Below are 16,567 nucleotides of genomic sequence, written 5' to 3' on the forward strand. Positions count from 1 at the left end.
CTGACCTGGCACCGGGATCAGGTTGGGGCCGTTTGAGGTGGGCGCTGTTGAGGCCGGTCCGGGCGGGGAGGAAACAACCGGGCACCCGCCCGGGCAAGCGGTCACCGGCCCTTGCGCAGACCGGCAGCCATCAGCCCGAAGGCCGGGTCAGATGCCGGGCCCGGTGATGTAGGTGAAGGCGCCGGTGTCGGTGACGCTGCCGGCGCTGGTGGTGACCACGATGTCCACGGCGCCGGCAGTTCCCGGTGGGGTCACGGCCGAGATCTCTGTGTCGGAGATGACGCTGAACGGCGCCGCGGCACCGCCGAAGGTGACCGACTGGGTGGTGGTCAGGTTGGTGCCGGGGATGGTCACCGCGGTGCCGCCGGACGTCGGTCCGGAAGCGGGGGACGGGGTGCCGAGGGTGGGCGTGTCGACGTAGGTGTAGGACAGGCCGTTGTTGGTGCCGCCCGCGGTGGTGACGCTGACGCCAACCGCCCCGGCCGCCGTGCCCGTCGGCACGGTGACGGTCAACTGGGTGTCGTTGACCACGGTCGGGGTCGCGGAGACGGTACCGAAGTTCACGGCGGTGGCCGTGGACAGGCCGATGCCGTTGATGGTGACGGTGTTGCCGCCCGCAGTCGCACCGGAGACGGGGCTCAGAGCGGACTTGAACGGTGCGCCGACGTAGAAGAACGACAGCGGGTTGCTGGTGCCGCCCGGGGTGGTCACGGTCACGAGGACGCTGCCGGTCCCGGACGGGGAGGTGACGGTGGCCGAGGTGGCCGTGTTGGCAGTGATGGTGGCCAGCTTGGTACCGAAGTGCACGGCGGTGGCGCCAGCGAGGTTCGTACCGGTGATGCTGACGGTGGTCCCGCCTCCTGTCGAACCCTGGTTCGGGGTAATAGGCATGAGGTCGTCTCCTTGGCTGGTTTTTGCGAGTGGGGGTGACGAACCGCGACCGCACGGCGACGTTCGTCGCCGACGGTGCCGGGGGTGCCTGGTGGAGCCTTCGGCCGATGACGTCGACCGGGCCGTCAGGTGCAGCCGACGACGCTGCCTGACGGGGCACAGTTGTCCGGGGTGTTGCCGCTGACCGTGCTGGCCAGCATGGTCACGCCCCCGGAGTTGACGTAGATGCCGCCGCCCCTGGAGGTGGCGGTGTTGCTGGTGACGGAGCTGGCGGTCAGTGATACGGCGCCGTTGTCGGTGTAGACCCCGCCCCCGGCGACGGCGGTGTTACCGGTGACCGCGCTAGAGACCAGGAAGACCGTGCCGCCCAGGTTTGTGATGCCGCCTCCCGGGAAGGGAGCCACCGCACTGCCGCCACGGATGGTGACTCCCACCATGCTGAGCTGGCCCTTGGCGCCCGGCACATTCGCGGCGCCCTCGACCTGAAGGATCCGGAAGGGCGGCGCGCTCGGGTCGCGGGTGATGGTGGCTCCCAGCCCCAGCAGGGTGATCGGGGCGGTGAGGGGCGGCAGCCCCACCGGCCCGGTGGGTCCGCTGCCATGGGCGCTGGTGAGCGTGTAGGTGCAGCCCGGCATCAGCGCCAAGGTGTCCCCACCGGTCGCGTTCGCCGCAGTGATGGCATTGACCAAAGCGGTCTCGTTGCACAGCACAGGAGTCTGGGCGTGCGCCATAGTTGGGGCCACGGTCAGTGCCACGGTCAACCCCATGGCCAGGGCGCAGACGCCGATGATGGATCGCAAGGTGCGGACTGCTCGCATGACGCTCCTAAAGAGGTGGCGAGGGCCGCCGCACCAGTCGGTGCCCACGAACGGGGCATCCGCTGGCGCACTCGCAGCCTCAACGCGGGAGGGCACCCACTGCGGCGCCAGGGCTGCGCCACCGCCTGCGCTCTAAGACGGGATCACCACGGCAGGCCAATTGCCAATCCCCGGAGAGGAATGGGCGACCCAGTGGATTGGACTAAGACCAGTAACCCGCTGGAGTTAGAGTGTCAGCAACACCCTTGACGTCACGTCACTCGAATGGACGCAGGGGTCATTGATTCATGCACTGCGATGTTCGGGTGAAGCCGCATCCAGGTTCTTGCTACCCGATGGAACCGGTAGACATCATTTTTATGAATTGAGCTCGGCGGACCGCCCATCCCTTGCCGGGGGAAACGCGTTAAGGGCGGCAGCGCCGCGCTTTCACGTGGCCGCCGTCGCCGTGGCGGCAGCCGTCATCCCCCCAACCGGCAATGGACCTCGCAGGGCTTCATGCTCATTTGACGTGCTGCCGGGCCTGGCTGGCCGTTACATGGCGGTCACCGATGTAGTGCATCTGCTGAGAGGCGGGGTGGAGCCCGAGGGTGGCGCCCAGGTCGCGCATGCTCTTCTCGATGCTCTCGCGGGTCTCGTTGGGCCGTCGGGCGGGCGGGTGAGCGATGAAGAGGTATGCCAATGGCTCGGCGGTGGGTTTTCAGTCCAGGTGGAGCAGTTGACGGAGCAGAGCAGCCCGGCGGTAGTGAGTTTCGGCGCGTTCATCACAGGGTTGTGGTTCACGAGTGCTCGGTCCGCAGATGGCGGCTCAGCACGACGGTGAGGCCGTAGACAGTGCCTCGGCGCCCTTCGCGGTGCGCCTTGGCCCGTGCGGTCTTGATCTTGGTACACCTGTCGCAGCGCGTCGCCTCGTCGAGGGCCTCGATGTCGCCGGGTGTCGTCTCCCACTCGCGCCCGCCATTGATCGGGCGCAGTTGGTAACGCGGGCCCACGCGGCCCATCACCTGTCCGAGGCGGTCACGGGCGGTGTCACGGACCACCTTGCCGATCAAGGGTCTGCGACATTACGCGAAGAGATGAGCTGCATGGCAGCACGCGTAGTACAGGGCCGGGGAGGGGGCACGGTGTACCCCCGGTGGCCGCTGTGTCGCCGTGCTCCGGGCTCATCGGGCGCGTCGCGTAGAAGAAACCGCCGGCCTGCTGAACGATGCTCTCGAAGTCTTTGCGAAGGCCGTGCGCGGCCACTCGTACGCTCCGTAGGGCTCACGTGATCAAGGGCATTCCGATCACGTCACTGATATGACGGACCTTCGCTGAAGACACTTTGGCGATTCGCTGACCGATGACACCGGGCAGGGCCTGGTGCCGAACCCATTCAGGTGCGTCGAGGCCGACGTCGATCAGGACGTCTGCGGCCTGGTCGTAGAGGCCGGCGGCGCACTGTGCGAGAGCGACGTCGAGCTTGTAGCGGTTCCTGGCGAGTTTGGGCATGGAACCAGACAGTTCGGTGCGAGAGGCCAGATTCAGCGCCCGTCCGTAGTTGCCGAGGGCCACGGCGATACCTACGGCTTCGGTATTCGCGAAGGTGGGGCCGAAGTGCGTGCCGTACAACGACACGTCGTGACCAAGCCGCGCAGCTGACGCGTGCGCCTGCGGCAGGTGGTCGTCGGCTGCGTCGGCGTCACCTTTGCGGGATGCGGCCACAGCGGCGGAGATCATCAACCGCCCGTACGCCACCAGTTGAGGACGGGACGGCTTGCTGAACGATGGCTCGATCCGGAGCGCAGCCCGCTCGGCAACGGCTACCGCCCGAGGAACCTTGGCGCTGCGCAGGTGAATCCATGACAACGTCGATTCCACGAGCGAGGACAGGACAACATCACCCGAGTCCTCGGCCAAACGATGTGCGGATGTCGGCGCGCTAAGAGCCAGGTCACGTTGCCCAAGTAGGACCGCCGCCGACGAAGCGAACTGATATGCGCTGGCAAGGACCGAGCCCAGTTGTTCACGCTCGTGACCCGTCGCCTGGCCGTACCTGAGACTCCCCTCAAGCAGAACTTTTGCGACAACTTCACTGAACTCCCCGTAATCGCCGCGCCAGTAGGTACTCACGACACGATCACGCGCCGTTGAAAGATCCGCGAGGGTGCTTGGATCCTCGACACCGTCCCAGTCGCCAAGCGCGCTGTCGTGTACTGCGTCAGACAGTCGCCTCAGAGCGGCCCGGGTGTCTCGACTCGTGCCCTGGCGCGGGGCTTGCTGCCCGAGGATCACCGAAATATCAGTCTTGAGCGCGCTGGCCAGCTTGAGCAGGGAGCCCACGGACAGCCGATGGTAGGTCTGTGCCGGGAGCCGGGCGGTTCGAACGTCAACAACAGAGAAGGCCCAGGTACCGGCGGAACTCCGGTACCTGGGGCTCGTCAGCGGGGCGCCGTCCAGCGACACGGGCCGGTGCTTTCTGCTGTGTGTGGCCGGACCCGCTCTGACCAGCAAAAACGCCCTCCCTATGGGAGGGCGGAGAAGGGCGCCCCCGGCAGGACTCGAACCTGCGGCCAAGCGCTTAGAAGAGAGGTGGGCGCTTGAGTGTCATCAGGCGTCTGACCTGCAAGTTCCGTGATCAAGCGGCGGTCGGACGCCTTGCTCTACCGCGCATTCACCGGAGGAAAGGGTTCCAGCCGCTCTGCTACCTCTGTCCGAGGCACTCTCCAGAGAACTGCAACCCATCCTGTGGAAGTAGCGCATGCCCCCATCGCCCCGGACGACCGCTGGCGTCCCCGAGAGCGGCGAACTGCGGCTACCTCTGCTCGCTGCCTCTACCTCAGCCGACGACAGTGCTCCAGGCAGATCAGCTCTTGATGCGAGCTACGAGCGGGGCATCGCAGGGCGGAGTGGTCGGGCGGGTGTGGTTGCTGTACCTCACTGCTGTCCTGCAACGGCTCCGGAGAGCGTGACCCTCCTCCACAACACTGCTGGTCACTCCGCTCTGAACGCGAGACTCACATGATTTCGTCCACGGATGTCAACAAAAATTCGACCCACGCGCCAGGCCTCTACAGAGAAACTCTGCCCGCGTCGACCTTGCGCGTCGGGAGGGACGGTCGAGCGCGCAAAGCTCCATTCCCATCATTATGGTCTGGACATGACTCCACGCGTGACACCTTATGGCTTTCTCCGGTTGAAGCGGGTGGCCGACCATTTTGATAAATGGAGCCTTCAGCGATGTGAAAGTGAGTTACGACACCGCCTAGGCGGCTTGACTTCCGCAGCGGATCGGAAGTACTATTTGGCGCGATAAGAGGAGATCAAGTGGCTTCGACTGGCGCTTATACCGTTGTGGATCTTTTTTCCGGCGGTGGGGGAATGAGCTTCGGGTTTCACGCTCACCCTTCTTTTGAGATGCACGGTGCTGCAGACGTGGAGGTCGGAAAGCCAAGCACTGGTCATGGAGCGATCGGCTGCAACGCTACCTATGAGGCGAATATCGGCGTCAAGCCTATGGGCGTCGATCTCTCAGTCATCGAAGCAGATGAGCTTGCAGCGCAGATCGCTCCGTCTGGCGGAGTAGACGTTCTCCTCGCGTGCCCCCCGTGCACTGGTTTCTCCCGTGCCGTGTCCAAAAATTGGGCGCAAGACGATCCCAGGAATTCCTTGGTTGCCCGGGTTGCAGACCATGTTGCGGTAATGCGACCAAAAGTGGTGCTGATGGAGAATGTCCCCCAGCTACTTACAGGGAACTTCCGGCATCATTTCCAAGCCTTGAAGACATCTCTTGAAGGCATGGGGTACACGGTCAAGGCATCTTCACACCTCTTGACGAGGTTTGGATTGCCGCAGCAGCGTGAGCGAGCCCTTGTAGTGGCGACAGCGCCAGGCTTTTCTGCACTCACGCTTGAAGATCTTTGGCATGGCTATTCGGTGCGTGAGGAAGCCGTAACCGTTCGACGGGCGATTGCTCATCTGCCGGCCGTTCGCGCTGGAGAGCAACACCCGCACGACGAGAACCACACCAGTAGTGCTCTCGCTGGCGAATCATTGGCGAGGATTGCTGCAGTTCCGCACGATGGTGGGAGCTGGGCAGATCTCTTGCGGAGCCCGGAGACGGAGAAGTTCCTAATCCCGTCGATGAGGAAGGCTGTAGAGGCGGGGCGTCTGAACGCCTACTGCGATGTGTATGGGCGAATGTACTGGGACCGTCCTGCTCCTACAATCAAACGCGAATGCTCCCATGTGGGCAACGGACGTTATGCCCATCCGGAGCAGGACCGCCAGTGCACAGTTCGCGAGTTGGCGATTCTGAACGGGTTCCCCGAGGACTACAAATTCATCGGGCAAAGCCGAAAGAATCTGTACCGACAGATCGGTGATGCGGTGCCGCCGCTAGTCTCTTACCAGCTCGCTCACGTTGCTTCGTGGATTCTCGGCGGAGAAGCCCCTGAGCTCAAAACGGCAATTCTTCCTGGCACGTCTCTTCGGGCCGATGATCTCGTTGCGGAGGAAGCTCAACTGCTTCTGATTTAGATAGCTCTGAAACATTGGTCGAGGTCGACGCTGGCAACGTCCAGTAGCCATGGTGAAGGCACTCGTCCAGCGCGTACCAAATTCGCACCTTCTCGACGCTGGTGTCGAGCAACATGCGAAACAACCGGGTTTGAGTGCCCTCCTTAAGGTAGTCGGCCCCGAAGCTCTTTGCTTTCTTCCCTCCCCTCACGCGCTTCGAGAATATCTCGGCGCGAGTGTCATTCATCAGGGCCGTATGAAGTGGGCTCCATGGAATTTCTTCGAGGCTGTAAGTAATCATCCCTTCTTTTCGGAGGGCCCGTAGCACGACGATTCGGTCATAATCGAGGAGCCGAGGAGTGACCTTCTCGCGAACGTTTCGAGCACAGTCTTCCGCAGTTGGGCTGTTCCTAATCCAAAGAGCTTCGGTGAGCTTCTCCACCTTAACCGTTTTGCGGCTCATTGAATCGCCCGACTCGGTTTTCAGTGACCACCGATGACCGCCACCGGCAACATCGAATTTAGCCTGCTTCTGGTTGGGGTTTAGCCTGGCCGTGGGGTCTCCGGATGCGATCAAGCATTGCTTGAATACGTACTCAAAGTTCTCCTTGTTGAGGGCTCGCTCATGCAGGGCGTGATGCACTACTAGGAAGAGTGACATTTCATCACGGAATGCCTCACTTACGAGATCTCTGGTACCTCCGGGACGAAACTCAATTTTCCGATGCATATTGCGCACAACGGACTCAACCGCAGCTAGCTGACGAGCCTCTAAGCCGTGCAGACCAGCAATGATGCGGTCCTTAATGTGTTTAAGATCAACGTCCATGCCGGGATCGTAGCGGCTTGGGCGGCGATGGATAGGGCGTCCGCGGGTGCTGGCTGTCGCAAGCTGCCGAGGAACGTCGCGCGTGCTGCTCGTGGCCCTCGCTGCATCTCACGCCCCGTTGCCTTCCTGATCGTCGGCGGCAGGGCTCAGCGGCGTCGACTGGAGCGACAGCTCGCCCAGGCCTTCGAAGTGCGCGCACGTGAGGCGTCGTGGATGTCAGTCGTGTATGTCCGACGCCTTCTGATTGCTCGCCCCTCTTGCGCAGAGTTGGCGGACGTCGTGCGCTTGCCGTGGCATAGCCGGTCGACCAGGGGTCTGTCGTTGAGGTCAGGTGCCGGCCGAGGGACCCAATGACGCTGCAAGGGGTGATATTCAAACCCGGCCGCGGTGCGGGTCGGTCTGTGCACGCTGCCTGCCGTGGCCTCCCTGATCGGTGCCGCGGTCGCGCCGACGGGGACGGAGTCGGTGGTGTTCGCCTGCTTCCTTCGTGTGCCTAGGCTTGCTTTCTTCGACATAGACAACACTCTGATCAACCGCCAGGACGCGTTGGCGGGCTGGCTGCGCGACTCCCGGACGTCGTTGGGGCTAGGGCCTGTCCGGCGGATCATGTGACTGTCGGTTTGCTGGCTCGTTGTTCCCGGCATGGGGCGGGGTGATCTGACGAATGCCGAGTGGGTCCGGCTGGATCCGCACTTGCCGGCGATGGGACGGCGTGGCGGGCAGTGGAACGACCACCGCAGAGTTATCAACGGGATCCTGTTCCGGGTCCGAACGGGCATACCGTGGCGGGATCTTCCCGAGCGTTTTGGCAGCTGGAAGACCGTCTATGAACGGCACCGGCGTTGGTCGGCGGACGGCACGTGGGACCGGACCCTGCGTGCCGTCCAGGCCGACGCCGACCTCGCGGGCCGGATCGACTGGAGCATGGTCAGCGTCGACTCGACGTCCTGCCGGGCCCTCCAGCACGCGGCAGGGGCCCGCAAGAAGAAGCCACACGTCCCGAAAAAAGAACTACGCCCCGGCACCACCGCTCCGACGCGGCCGGCCCACCAGCTTCGACAGCGAGATTTACAAACGCCGCAACGAGGTCGAGCGCACCATCAACCGGCTCAAGAACTCCCGGGCCGTCGCCACCCGCTACGACAAGAGGGCCTACATCTTCCACGGCACCGTCACCACCGCGGCAATCCGCCTGTGATCTGCGAGGCACCCTGTGGTTCTAGAGTCTCCCTGTGGACGTCAACAGCTGGTTCGAGGTCGAGGACCCGGAGGAGTACGGCGAGGAGTCCTGGGACTTCGACGAGGCCGAACTCGCCTTCCTGGCGGCCCTGTGAGCCCGGGCCGCTGATTGGCAGGTGCCGTGGGCTCCCAGCCAGGTCGGACGCCTCGGTGACGAGTCGTCGTTCCTCGTCCATATCAGCCTTCTCGATGAGGCGCGCCGGCTGGTGCTCGCCGAGTGGGCCGTGCACTTTTACGGCACACACGCGCTGGCCGGGAAAGTCCGCGACCAGCTCTTCAACCTTCACGAGTCGCCCGAGCATGGCTTCTTCCGGGCCTCCGGCACGGTCGAGGAGCTCGCGGAGCGGTGCGCCGGCTGGTTCGAGAGCCTGTTGAGCCGCCCTGTCGTCCGCGTCGAATGGCCGTTCAAGGATGGGAAGGACGCGACCCACTGGGAGTTCGCCGAAACAGGCGAGATCCTGGCGACCCGCGGCTCCATCCCCGCCGACGGCTCATCCCCGGCCCACCGCCTCCCGGTCCGTCCCTGATCCGCCGGACACTGCCTAGGTGGCGGGGGCCCGGCCGACTGCAAGCAGGTGAGAACTCGCGGCCAGTAGTTCCGGGTATGGCTCAGCCATGCGAGCGGCCGTGAGAACCGACGTGAAGAGCTCTTCGCTCGGAGTGGCGCCTGAGTGGGTCTCCACAGCCTTGAGCATGGACCAAGCTGGTCCCTCGACACCGAAGACCTGCACATCCGTTAGGCCCGCAGCGCGGAGTTCGTCGGCAAGTTCCTCACCCCGGTGGAAGTAGGCGATGGTGAAGCCTCGCCGACCGTCGTAGACAGAGGTGCGCAGGATCTCGGACACCGAAGACTCCAGCCGCGGGCTGTGCAGGTGACCCAAGGCGCTGTGTTCGAAGATCGACGCGTAGCGGTTGATGGCTGCCGCTGCCACAAGGCCGCCGGGCCTGACCACGCGTCGTGCTTCCTGGAGCGCTTGCAACCGCTCCGACGCGTCGGGGAGGTGGTAGAGGGGCCCCAAGAGCTGCACCACGTCATAGGTGGCGTCGCCTGCATCGAGTGCGCGGGCGTCGCCCAGGGACGCGGAGCACACCGCCGCTGCCTGCTCAACGTGACGAGCGACAGGGTCAATGAGATGGACCTTGTATCCGTCCGCCGTGAGCCAGCGCGCATGCACTCCGGGCCCTCCGCCCACGTCCAGCACGCGAGCGGGCGAAGGTGGCAGGAAGCGCTTGAGGATCTCTTGCGTCCGGATCAGCTCCAGCCGTCCGTCCGCGGACATGGTCAGTCGGTCACTTTCGTCAATGACCTGTGAGTAGAAGTGCTCGATCTCCGGCGCCAACCTGGGGTTCGACATGCCCGCAGTATCGTGTGTACCGGTGGACCAGTCCAGTGCAGCTATCAGATTGAGGAGCTATGGCACTGCTCAAGTACGAGGAGATCGCGGAATCCCTGCGGTCCCGGATCGCGGCGGGTGAGTTCGCGCCGGGTGAGACGCTCCCCTCCGGTCGAGACTTGGCGGAACAGTGGTCTGTTTCTCGCGCCACCGCCATCAAGGCAATGGACGTTCTGCGGAACGACGGCGTGGTTGTCGCTCGGCAGGGCACCGGGTTTGTGGTGAACGAGACGCCTGTTGCGAGGCCGGCGGGTGAACGACGGGCCGGTTCAACGCGCGTGACGGGCGGCATGCCCTTCCTGCGGGTCGGTGAGCCGGACTGGGTCGAACCCCCTGCACACGTGGCCGCGGCGCTTCGCATGGACGCCGGGGCTCGCGCGCTGCGTCGGGTGCGCGTCCTCCAGGCGCCGGACGGCAGCCCCCACAGCTACGTTCAGGCGTGGTTCCCGCCGGACGTGGCCGAACCGTCGCCACGGTTGGCTCAGACGGCGCCGATCGCGGAAGGGACGACGCGATATGTCCGACGGCAGACAGGACGGTTCCCGGTCGAAGGCGTCGACAGCACCACGGTCCGCATGGCGACGGAGGTGGAGGCGCTGCACCTGGCACTGACCACGCCGGCGGCCGTAGCTGTCGTGCTGCACACTGCGTACGACGGAGAAGGGCGCCCCCTGGTGTGCGAGGAGGGCGTCACGCCCGGAGCCCTGTACGAGCACATCGAGACGTACGCCATGTGATCCCACGCGATTTCTAGAGCTGGACCGGTCCACCGGTTCAGCTTTTTTATTTTCCCTCACGGCGCCTGAGCTGCGCATATGAGGCTCCGTCAACTTCTCGCGGCCAAGCAAGACTTGATTGGACCGGTCCACCGGTCCAGTCTGTTGAGCGTCGCCCGACGGGCCCGTGAGACGGCTCGAAGGAAGCGTTCGTTTCTTGGTAACTGGTGATCTGCTGCGTCTCGCTGGTGACGAATCCGCAGGTGATGCGGATGGTGACAGCGGTTGAGCCGGCAGGCCTGCTAGGTCGGGCCTGGGGTGAGCAGGGCAGGTCGGAATGGCGGCCGGGGAGGCCAGAACATCCCCGGAGGCGTGGCTGGTGGCTGTGATGGGCGACTCCGGAGCAGCCGGGCTAAGTGAGCGGACCATCCCCGTACCCGCATGGGCAGACGGGCGCGATGACCTGGGTGAGCTGGCCACGTCGACCACAAGGACGGCACATGGGCACCTGGAGAGGGCCTGTCGGGATGCCGTACCTGCGAGTGCAGACGGGGTTGATGGCCTGGGCTGCTGCTCGTCATGCGGGCAGGACACCGGCGTCACGTCGGCGGCCTGCCCGTTTGATGAGGACTTTCGAAGGTCCCACCCGCACCGCATCCGGTGCGGTTCCTTTCCCCCGACGCGCGCCTCGTAGAGGCACTTTCGGGCGCGTTCGGGCCGTTCCACTGTGAGGAGAGACCTCCATGAAGTGCATCGTTGCCGGTCATGAGGCCGTCACTGACACGGAGTTCGTGGAACTGGCGTTAGGTACCCCCGTTGAGCTTTGGCTCGGGGTGGAGGGCGAGAGCGACGAGGAACGCGCGGCCCGCCTGGACGCGGCGCGTGACATCCTGTCCGACCCCCAGTTCAGCGACCTGCCAGACGACCTGCTCTGCCTGGCCGCGCGGGTCGTCGACGAGAACCCGGAGCTGTTCAACGTGGTCCCGCTGGTCCGCCCCGCCCGCCGCCGCGTGGTGCGCAAGGAGGTCGCGGCATGAACGAGGGACTGAGGCTGGACGACTTGGCCGCGCCGCTGCGGGCGCTGCGCCTGCTGGCCGCGGACTTCGGGCACCTGGCGGCGCCGGCCGTGCGGGTGACTCCGATCTATCCAGAGCGGCTGGAGCTGGCGTTCCATGACGACCTGGCCGGGTTCGAGGGCTGGCGGGACGCGCTGGGCATCGCCCCGGACGCGGTGACCTACGGCACGCAAAGCGGCGGCCGTACGCGCGTGCTGTGGTTGTCCGTCGAGTACGCGGGCGCTGAGTTGGAGCTGGTGGCCTACGCCCCGATCCCGGCTGGGGCGCTGGTGGGAGCGGCGGCCTGATGTCCGGGGCGTTCGGCAAGTGCTTCGACCCGACCGGCGCCCGCTACGGCGTCCCCACCTACCCGTGGCGCTTGGCCCCTGACGGTCTGGCCACACGCCGTCAGCTCCGTGCCCGGGGCTTACGACCCGGTGGCCAGCCGATCGCGGCGCAGATCATGCGAGTCAACCGGCGGGCCGGAGGCGAGCGGGTCAGCTACCTCTACCGCGTCGACCGCGCCAAGCCCGTGCGGCCGATGACCTCCCGCAAATGGGGCGCACTCGCGCTGGCCATGCTCGCCCGGCGCACCTGCCCCCGCTGCCGGCTCGATGTCGGCTACTGCATCCCGCGCTCTTACGGCATCTGCGGGATGTGTATAGCCACCGAGGAACAGCGCACCACCTGACCTCGATCGAGACAGGAAGGTCCGATGAACGACACCCGAGAACGGTCCCTGAGCAGGGGCCAAGCGCTTGCGCTGAGCGCCGCCGCGGTGCCCATGGTCGCGTTCGGCGGCTTGGGCGCAGTCGGCACCTACAGCAACGTCACCTCCGTATTCCACCGGTCGGCCACCGCGCTGGGCGTGGTCGCGGCCGGTGAGGGCGCGACGCTCGTTCTGGCGCTGGTCCTGGTTGGCCTGACCATGTTGGGACAGTCCTCACCGGCGGCCGTGCGGGTCGGTCTGTGGACGCTGCCCGCCGTGGCGTCCCTGACCGGCGCCGCCGTCGCACAGTCGACCACGGAAGCGGTGGTGTTCGCCGTTACCCCGATGGCCATGTGCGTATCGGCTGAGGGCATGGGCCTGCTGGCCCGCCGCATCGTCGTCTACCGCACTGGCCTGGACGCCGAAGCGCAGCGCCGCAACGCGGCCGTCATGCAGCGGCTCGCCTACCACCGCGCCCGCGCCGCGAACCACCCCGACGATGGCGCCCGCAATGACTCCGAGCGGGAGTCGTGGAAGCTCGCCAAGAAGGTGGGCACCGGTGACGCTCTGCTCGGGGCGCGTCTGGTCGACGTGCAGCGTGGGCGGATGACGGACGGCGCGGACGCCGCGCTTGCGGGCATGTTCGCTCTGCCCGTCACGGCCCCTGCCCCGGGCGTGATGGCCGTGCTTGAGCCGCTCGCTGTCGAGGGCGCGGACGAGGAGGGCGTCACGCCCCCCGTGACGGAGGAAGACACGCAGGTCACGGACGGGTTCGAGACCGTACCGGCGGGGGCCGTCACGCCCGTGACGGCCCCCGTCACACCGCCCGTGACGCTGGAGGAGATCGCGGCCGTGGCCGGTGTGCCCACCCCGCAGGCCGGGGAGCCGCTGACCGATGCACAGCTCGTCGTCGTGCTGCGGAACCTGCGCTATACCGACGACCCGCCGCTGTCCTACCGCCAGGCCGTGACTGCCTTTCGTGAGGGTGGGTTCGTCGGTGGTGAGCAGCGGGTGCGTAAGGCGTGGGGCTCGCTGATGTCCCATGAGGAATCGGAAGCCTGACCGTCGTCCGGCATCACCAATGAAGGCCAGCCCAGGGCAATTGGGCTGGCCTTCGTTGCGACTGCCGGAGCAGTCGACCGCACCAGTGAAGCAGACCCGGTGAGCCCCGGCGAGCGGCCCTGTCGCAGACCCGGCGAGCAGACCCGGTGAGCCCACCCCGGCATGACGCCGGGGAACAGCGCACCGCCTCCATCGCTCCTCCGATCAAGGAGATTCACTGTGTCCAGCCGTACCCGCACCCGCGACGTGAAGACGGCCGCGGGTGTCCACACCGTCCACATCCCGCGTCAGCGCGGGCGCCGGCGCGCTCAGCCGTTCGTGGTCGTCGTCCCGGAGCATCCCTCCCTGACCCGCGAAGCATTCGGCTTCCTGGGACGCATGCTGTGGCGATTCCGCGGCGCGCTCGCTCCTACCTTCCTGGCCCTGCTGGCATGGCCACTGACCGCGGTCCTGCACGCGCTCGCCTGGTGGTCTGGGCTGCTGCTCGCGACCCTGACCGCGGCCCCGGCGCTGTGGCTTGGCTTCGTCCAGATCCGCCGACCGGCGCGCGCCGCCGCGGTCGTCTGGCGTGCCGGTCTGGCCCTGCTCGTCACGGCCGGGTTCGCCTGGCTGGCTCTGGCCGCCGGGTTCGGGCCGCTCGCGGGCCCGCTGCCCCTGATCTGGTTCCTGGCCTGGCTTGCGGCTCAGACCGCATGGCTCATCGTTCGCTCCCGCTGACCCGAAGAGGACCTGTCTGATGGCAACCGCCTACACCGCGCCCGGCTCCGGAGCCAACGGCTCGCAGGCCAAGAGCGCGATGAACAACAAGACCTGGTTCGCACCCGGGTTCACCGTCAACGTCAACGCCAACAAGACCAACAACGGAATGCCCGCCGTCGCCGGCGGTGCCAACGGACGCGGGCGCGCCGAAGCCTTGCTGCCCCCGCCGGAGTTCACGTCCCCGGGGCAGGTGCGGAACTACTGCAACAGCCTGCGTGCAGCGGCCGTGACGCTGTCCATCGAGGTGGCGATGGGTGCCGAGATCATGAAGGGCGTGCTGGCGGTGGTGCCGGACCCGGAGGGCCGTCCGTTCGGATCCCGGGCCCGCGCGGCGAAGGTGGCTCGCAAGATGCAGAAGTCCGCCGATGCGCTGCGGGATGCCGCGAAGAACGCTGCGGCCTGCTACTCGACCTTCCAGCAGCAGTACGAGGAAGAGATCAACCGCGTCCGTCACCGTGCCCGGAGGCCGCAGCAACCGGCCATGAACTGGGCTCAGCAGTAAGGAGGTCTCTTCGATGGCTGAGCGCAACGCACAGCAGCAGCTTGCCGAGCTGCTCGAAGTCCAGCTCCGGGGCGGCTCGGATGCCGGCGGGGTGGGCAAGTACCTGCTGCACCGGGCTAAGCCGCACATCCCGCCGTGGCTGGGCTGGGCCGGGACCGGCCTGGCCGGGGTCCTCGGTCACCTGCGGTGGGCGGACAGCGCTCCGGCGGCCGTGGGCCTCACGCTGGGCTCGGTGGTGCTGACCGGCGCCACCTGGCTGATCGGCAAGAACGCCAGCCAGCAGCGGCGCCTGCACTCAGCCATCACCGTGGCCGCGGGATCCGCCTGGCTGACCGCGGCCTGCCTCGCGGGCCCGACCGCCAGTCCTGTCGGTGACCTGTACTTGATGGGCGGGCCTGCCCTGGCCCTGTCCTGGAACGTGCGCCTGGTCTTGCGGCACAACCCCGACGCGTCGGGTGAAGCCTCGGACAAGGGCCTGTTGGAGAAGGTGGGCCTGGCCAAGGCGCAGATTGGCAACGCGAAGGTGGAGCCGAACCGTGTCTCGGCGCCGGTCGCGCTGGAAGCGGGTGTGCAGACCAACGACGACATGACCAAGGCCCTTGGCAACATCGCCTCCGCCTTGGACCTGCCGACGTCCGCCGTGCGCTACACCCCCGACCCCGGCTCAGCCCGTCGCGGCGAACTGGTCATCGTGCCAGAGGACATGCTGGCGGAAGTCGCCGAGTGGGAGGGCCCCTCCAACCTCGGTGGTTCGATCGCGGACCCGCTGAACGTCGGCCGGTACGACGACGGGGCGCCCCTGCTGATCTGGCTTCCCGGTGACCCGGAGGCGGGCCGCAACTCCACCCACCTCCTTATTGCGGGCGGCACGGGGTCTGGCAAGGGTGACACGGCCCTGAACCTGCTCACGGAGATCCTCTCCCGCCGGGACGTCATCGTGTGGTTCTCCGACCCCAAGGCGTTCCAGGACTTCGCCCCCCTGCGTCCCGGACTCGACTGGGGGGTTGAGGGCGGCACGCCCACCGAAGTCCTGGTGGCGGGCGTCGAGGCCGCGATCCCGGCGCGTACGCGCTGGCTGGGGGCTCACGGTTACCGGCAGTGGGTTCCCGCGGCGGCGCAGACGCAGAACAGCCCTGAGCACACCTGCCGCCCGGATGGGCGGCCATGTGGCTGCCCCGGGATGCCGTTCCTGGTGGCCTGGTTCGAGGAGGCCGCCAACACGCTGCGCGCGTTGGGGGACGACGCGTTCACCGGCATCGCGCAGGAAGCACGCTCCGCCGGTATCTCGCTGGTGGTCTCGCTCCAGCGGCCGTCCTACGACCAGATGTCCACCAGCACCCGCGCCTCTCTGCCGTCGGTGGTCGCGCTGGGCTGCGACGCGCGCGACGAGGGGTTCTCACTGCCGGACGAGGTCCTGGCCGCGGGCGCACACCCGGGCGCGTGGGGCAACCGGCGTCCGGGTTACTGCTACGTCGTTTCGCCCGGCATCCCGGAGGACCGCTACCCCTCTCCGGGCCGTACCCGGCGCTTCACCCACCGGGCCGTGCCGGTCATGGAACTGCTTGCCGCCTGGGCACAGCGCAACGGTGCCTCCGCCGACCCCATCACTGCCGGCGCCGCCGCCAGCGTCGCCGGACGCGCCTACACCGGCCGGGCCGCGTCCGGCACTGAGCAGCCGACCGGCCTGCGGGCCGTCGAGCAGGAGGGGGACGACATGGAAGAGGGCGGCTTGCTGGTGGATCCGGAAGACCAGGACATCGACCCGGAGGCCGGCCTCCCCGAGCCGGAAGCCGGGGACGACGCTCCGATCTTCGGGCAGGAAGCCGGTCGTAAGCCGTCGCCGGAGGAAGCCCGGCGCCTGTTCGCCAATGCGCTGGCAGAGTTCGAGTCGAAGGGGCTGATGGTCGTCGGCCCGAAGGACTTCACCGACTGGTGCGACGCACACAACCTGTCCCGCTCCTGGGTATCCCTGCGACTCAAGGAAGCGGCGCAGGAGGGCCGGTTGGAGCCGACGAACACCACCGGCCGGTGGCGCATCGTCCCCGCCCTCACGGCCGCCTGACACCCGTAACGCGTTACGCCCGTCTAACACCCAA

At 66.7% G+C, this 16,567-nt stretch carries 17 protein-coding genes and 1 pseudogene; 11 read left to right on the forward strand and 7 right to left on the reverse strand.

Going from position 1 to position 16,567, the window contains the following annotated elements; genetic code table 11:
- Positions 1 to 147: 147 nt before the first annotated feature.
- The 5 genes from FHS39_RS06870 to FHS39_RS06890 all read right to left on the reverse strand — a co-directional run bounded on the left by FHS39_RS06870 (position 148) and on the right by FHS39_RS06890 (position 4,031).
- Positions 148 to 891, reverse strand: a complete 744-nt coding sequence (locus tag FHS39_RS06870; protein WP_184347325.1) for an IPT/TIG domain-containing protein — start codon at positions 889 to 891, stop codon at positions 148 to 150.
- Between the two features lie 125 nt (positions 892 to 1,016).
- A complete protein-coding gene (locus FHS39_RS06875) occupies positions 1,017 to 1,709 on the reverse strand; it encodes a hypothetical protein (protein WP_246469979.1) in 693 nt (230 codons plus the stop codon).
- A 502-nt stretch (positions 1,710 to 2,211) separates the two neighbouring features.
- Positions 2,212 to 2,391 carry a hypothetical protein gene (locus tag FHS39_RS06880; protein WP_184347327.1) on the reverse strand — a complete coding sequence of 60 codons (180 nt, stop codon included), beginning with the start codon at positions 2,389 to 2,391 and terminating at the stop codon, positions 2,212 to 2,214.
- Positions 2,392 to 2,488: 97 nt separating this feature from the next.
- Positions 2,489 to 2,761, reverse strand: coding sequence for a hypothetical protein (locus FHS39_RS06885; protein WP_184347329.1), 273 nt, complete (start codon positions 2,759 to 2,761; stop codon positions 2,489 to 2,491).
- 211 nt (positions 2,762 to 2,972) lie between these two features.
- On the reverse strand, positions 2,973 to 4,031 hold the full coding sequence (locus tag FHS39_RS06890) for a transcriptional regulator (RefSeq protein ID WP_343069404.1): 1,059 nt from the start codon (positions 4,029 to 4,031) through the stop codon (positions 2,973 to 2,975).
- Between the two features lie 984 nt (positions 4,032 to 5,015).
- Here FHS39_RS06890 and FHS39_RS06895 point away from each other — a divergent pair.
- On the forward strand, positions 5,016 to 6,227 hold the full coding sequence (locus FHS39_RS06895; RefSeq protein WP_343069405.1) for a DNA cytosine methyltransferase: 1,212 nt from the start codon (positions 5,016 to 5,018) through the stop codon (positions 6,225 to 6,227).
- On the opposite strand, the gene FHS39_RS06900 is transcribed toward FHS39_RS06895, so the two are convergent.
- Entirely contained in the window at positions 6,148 to 7,035 is an 888-nt protein-coding gene (locus FHS39_RS06900; protein WP_184347330.1) for a hypothetical protein, read from the reverse strand. The genes FHS39_RS06895 and FHS39_RS06900 overlap by 80 nt on opposite strands.
- Positions 7,036 to 7,677: 642 nt before the next feature.
- On the opposite strand from FHS39_RS06900, the pseudogene FHS39_RS06905 reads away from it, so the two are divergent.
- Both FHS39_RS06905 and FHS39_RS06910 read left to right on the forward strand, forming a co-directional pair.
- Positions 7,678 to 8,233, forward strand: a pseudogene (locus FHS39_RS06905) (IS5 family transposase).
- Between the two features lie 157 nt (positions 8,234 to 8,390).
- Positions 8,391 to 8,801 (forward strand): hypothetical protein, encoded by a 411-nt coding sequence (locus tag FHS39_RS06910; protein WP_221462467.1) that lies wholly within the window; start codon positions 8,391 to 8,393, stop codon positions 8,799 to 8,801.
- 15 nt (positions 8,802 to 8,816) lie between these two features.
- On the opposite strand, the gene FHS39_RS06915 is transcribed toward FHS39_RS06910, so the two are convergent.
- A complete protein-coding gene (locus FHS39_RS06915; protein WP_184347332.1) occupies positions 8,817 to 9,629 on the reverse strand; it encodes a class I SAM-dependent methyltransferase in 813 nt (270 codons plus the stop codon).
- 59 nt (positions 9,630 to 9,688) lie between these two features.
- On the opposite strand from FHS39_RS06915, the gene FHS39_RS06920 reads away from it, so the two are divergent.
- From FHS39_RS06920 to traB, 8 genes are all read left to right on the forward strand, one after another.
- Positions 9,689 to 10,405: a GntR family transcriptional regulator gene (locus tag FHS39_RS06920; RefSeq protein ID WP_184347334.1), complete on the forward strand. Its 717-nt coding sequence runs from the start codon at positions 9,689 to 9,691 to the stop codon at positions 10,403 to 10,405.
- A 722-nt stretch (positions 10,406 to 11,127) separates the two neighbouring features.
- Complete coding sequence (locus tag FHS39_RS06925; RefSeq protein WP_184347336.1) at positions 11,128 to 11,421, forward strand: hypothetical protein; 294 nt, start codon at positions 11,128 to 11,130, stop codon at positions 11,419 to 11,421.
- The gene (locus tag FHS39_RS06930; protein WP_184347338.1) at positions 11,418 to 11,747 is read left to right on the forward strand and encodes a hypothetical protein; all 330 of its coding nucleotides are present in this window, start codon (positions 11,418 to 11,420) and stop codon (positions 11,745 to 11,747) included. Before FHS39_RS06925 ends, FHS39_RS06930 begins: the two co-directional genes overlap by 4 nt.
- On the forward strand, positions 11,747 to 12,130 hold the full coding sequence (locus FHS39_RS06935; RefSeq protein ID WP_184347340.1) for an RRQRL motif-containing zinc-binding protein: 384 nt from the start codon (positions 11,747 to 11,749) through the stop codon (positions 12,128 to 12,130). Before FHS39_RS06930 ends, FHS39_RS06935 begins: the two co-directional genes overlap by 1 nt.
- Positions 12,131 to 12,154: 24 nt before the next feature.
- The gene (locus FHS39_RS06940) at positions 12,155 to 13,210 is read left to right on the forward strand and encodes a hypothetical protein (protein ID WP_184347342.1); all 1,056 of its coding nucleotides are present in this window, start codon (positions 12,155 to 12,157) and stop codon (positions 13,208 to 13,210) included.
- Positions 13,211 to 13,429: 219 nt separating this feature from the next.
- On the forward strand, positions 13,430 to 13,927 hold the full coding sequence (locus tag FHS39_RS06945) for a hypothetical protein (protein ID WP_184347344.1): 498 nt from the start codon (positions 13,430 to 13,432) through the stop codon (positions 13,925 to 13,927).
- Between the two features lie 19 nt (positions 13,928 to 13,946).
- On the forward strand, positions 13,947 to 14,471 hold the full coding sequence (traA, locus tag FHS39_RS06950; protein WP_184347346.1) for a plasmid transfer protein TraA: 525 nt from the start codon (positions 13,947 to 13,949) through the stop codon (positions 14,469 to 14,471).
- 13 nt (positions 14,472 to 14,484) lie between these two features.
- Positions 14,485 to 16,533: a plasmid transfer protein TraB gene (traB, locus tag FHS39_RS06955; RefSeq protein ID WP_184347348.1), complete on the forward strand. Its 2,049-nt coding sequence runs from the start codon at positions 14,485 to 14,487 to the stop codon at positions 16,531 to 16,533.
- Positions 16,534 to 16,567: the final 34 nt, after the last annotated feature.

The sequence above is a fragment of the Streptomyces olivoverticillatus genome (genome assembly GCF_014203555.1).
Taxonomy (GTDB): domain Bacteria; phylum Actinomycetota; class Actinomycetes; order Streptomycetales; family Streptomycetaceae; genus Streptomyces; species Streptomyces olivoverticillatus.

What these genes read in the sequence shown, in the direction of transcription:
- FHS39_RS06870 (WP_184347325.1), bottom strand. Translation starts at nt 891, where the DNA reads ATGCCTATTACCCCGAACCAGGGTTCGACAGGAGGCGGGACCACCGTC.
- FHS39_RS06875 (WP_246469979.1), bottom strand. Translation starts at nt 1,709, where the DNA reads ATGCGAGCAGTCCGCACCTTGCGATCCATCATCGGCGTCTGCGCCCTG.
- FHS39_RS06900 (WP_184347330.1), bottom strand. Translation starts at nt 7,035, where the DNA reads ATGGACGTTGATCTTAAACACATTAAGGACCGCATCATTGCTGGTCTG.
- FHS39_RS06915 (WP_184347332.1), bottom strand. Translation starts at nt 9,629, where the DNA reads ATGTCGAACCCCAGGTTGGCGCCGGAGATCGAGCACTTCTACTCACAG.
- FHS39_RS06920 (WP_184347334.1), top strand. Translation starts at nt 9,689, where the DNA reads ATGGCACTGCTCAAGTACGAGGAGATCGCGGAATCCCTGCGGTCCCGG.
- FHS39_RS06925 (WP_184347336.1), top strand. Translation starts at nt 11,128, where the DNA reads ATGAAGTGCATCGTTGCCGGTCATGAGGCCGTCACTGACACGGAGTTC.
- FHS39_RS06930 (WP_184347338.1), top strand. Translation starts at nt 11,418, where the DNA reads ATGAACGAGGGACTGAGGCTGGACGACTTGGCCGCGCCGCTGCGGGCG.
- FHS39_RS06935 (WP_184347340.1), top strand. Translation starts at nt 11,747, where the DNA reads ATGTCCGGGGCGTTCGGCAAGTGCTTCGACCCGACCGGCGCCCGCTAC.
- FHS39_RS06940 (WP_184347342.1), top strand. Translation starts at nt 12,155, where the DNA reads ATGAACGACACCCGAGAACGGTCCCTGAGCAGGGGCCAAGCGCTTGCG.
- traA (WP_184347346.1), top strand. Translation starts at nt 13,947, where the DNA reads ATGGCAACCGCCTACACCGCGCCCGGCTCCGGAGCCAACGGCTCGCAG.
- traB (WP_184347348.1), top strand. Translation starts at nt 14,485, where the DNA reads ATGGCTGAGCGCAACGCACAGCAGCAGCTTGCCGAGCTGCTCGAAGTC.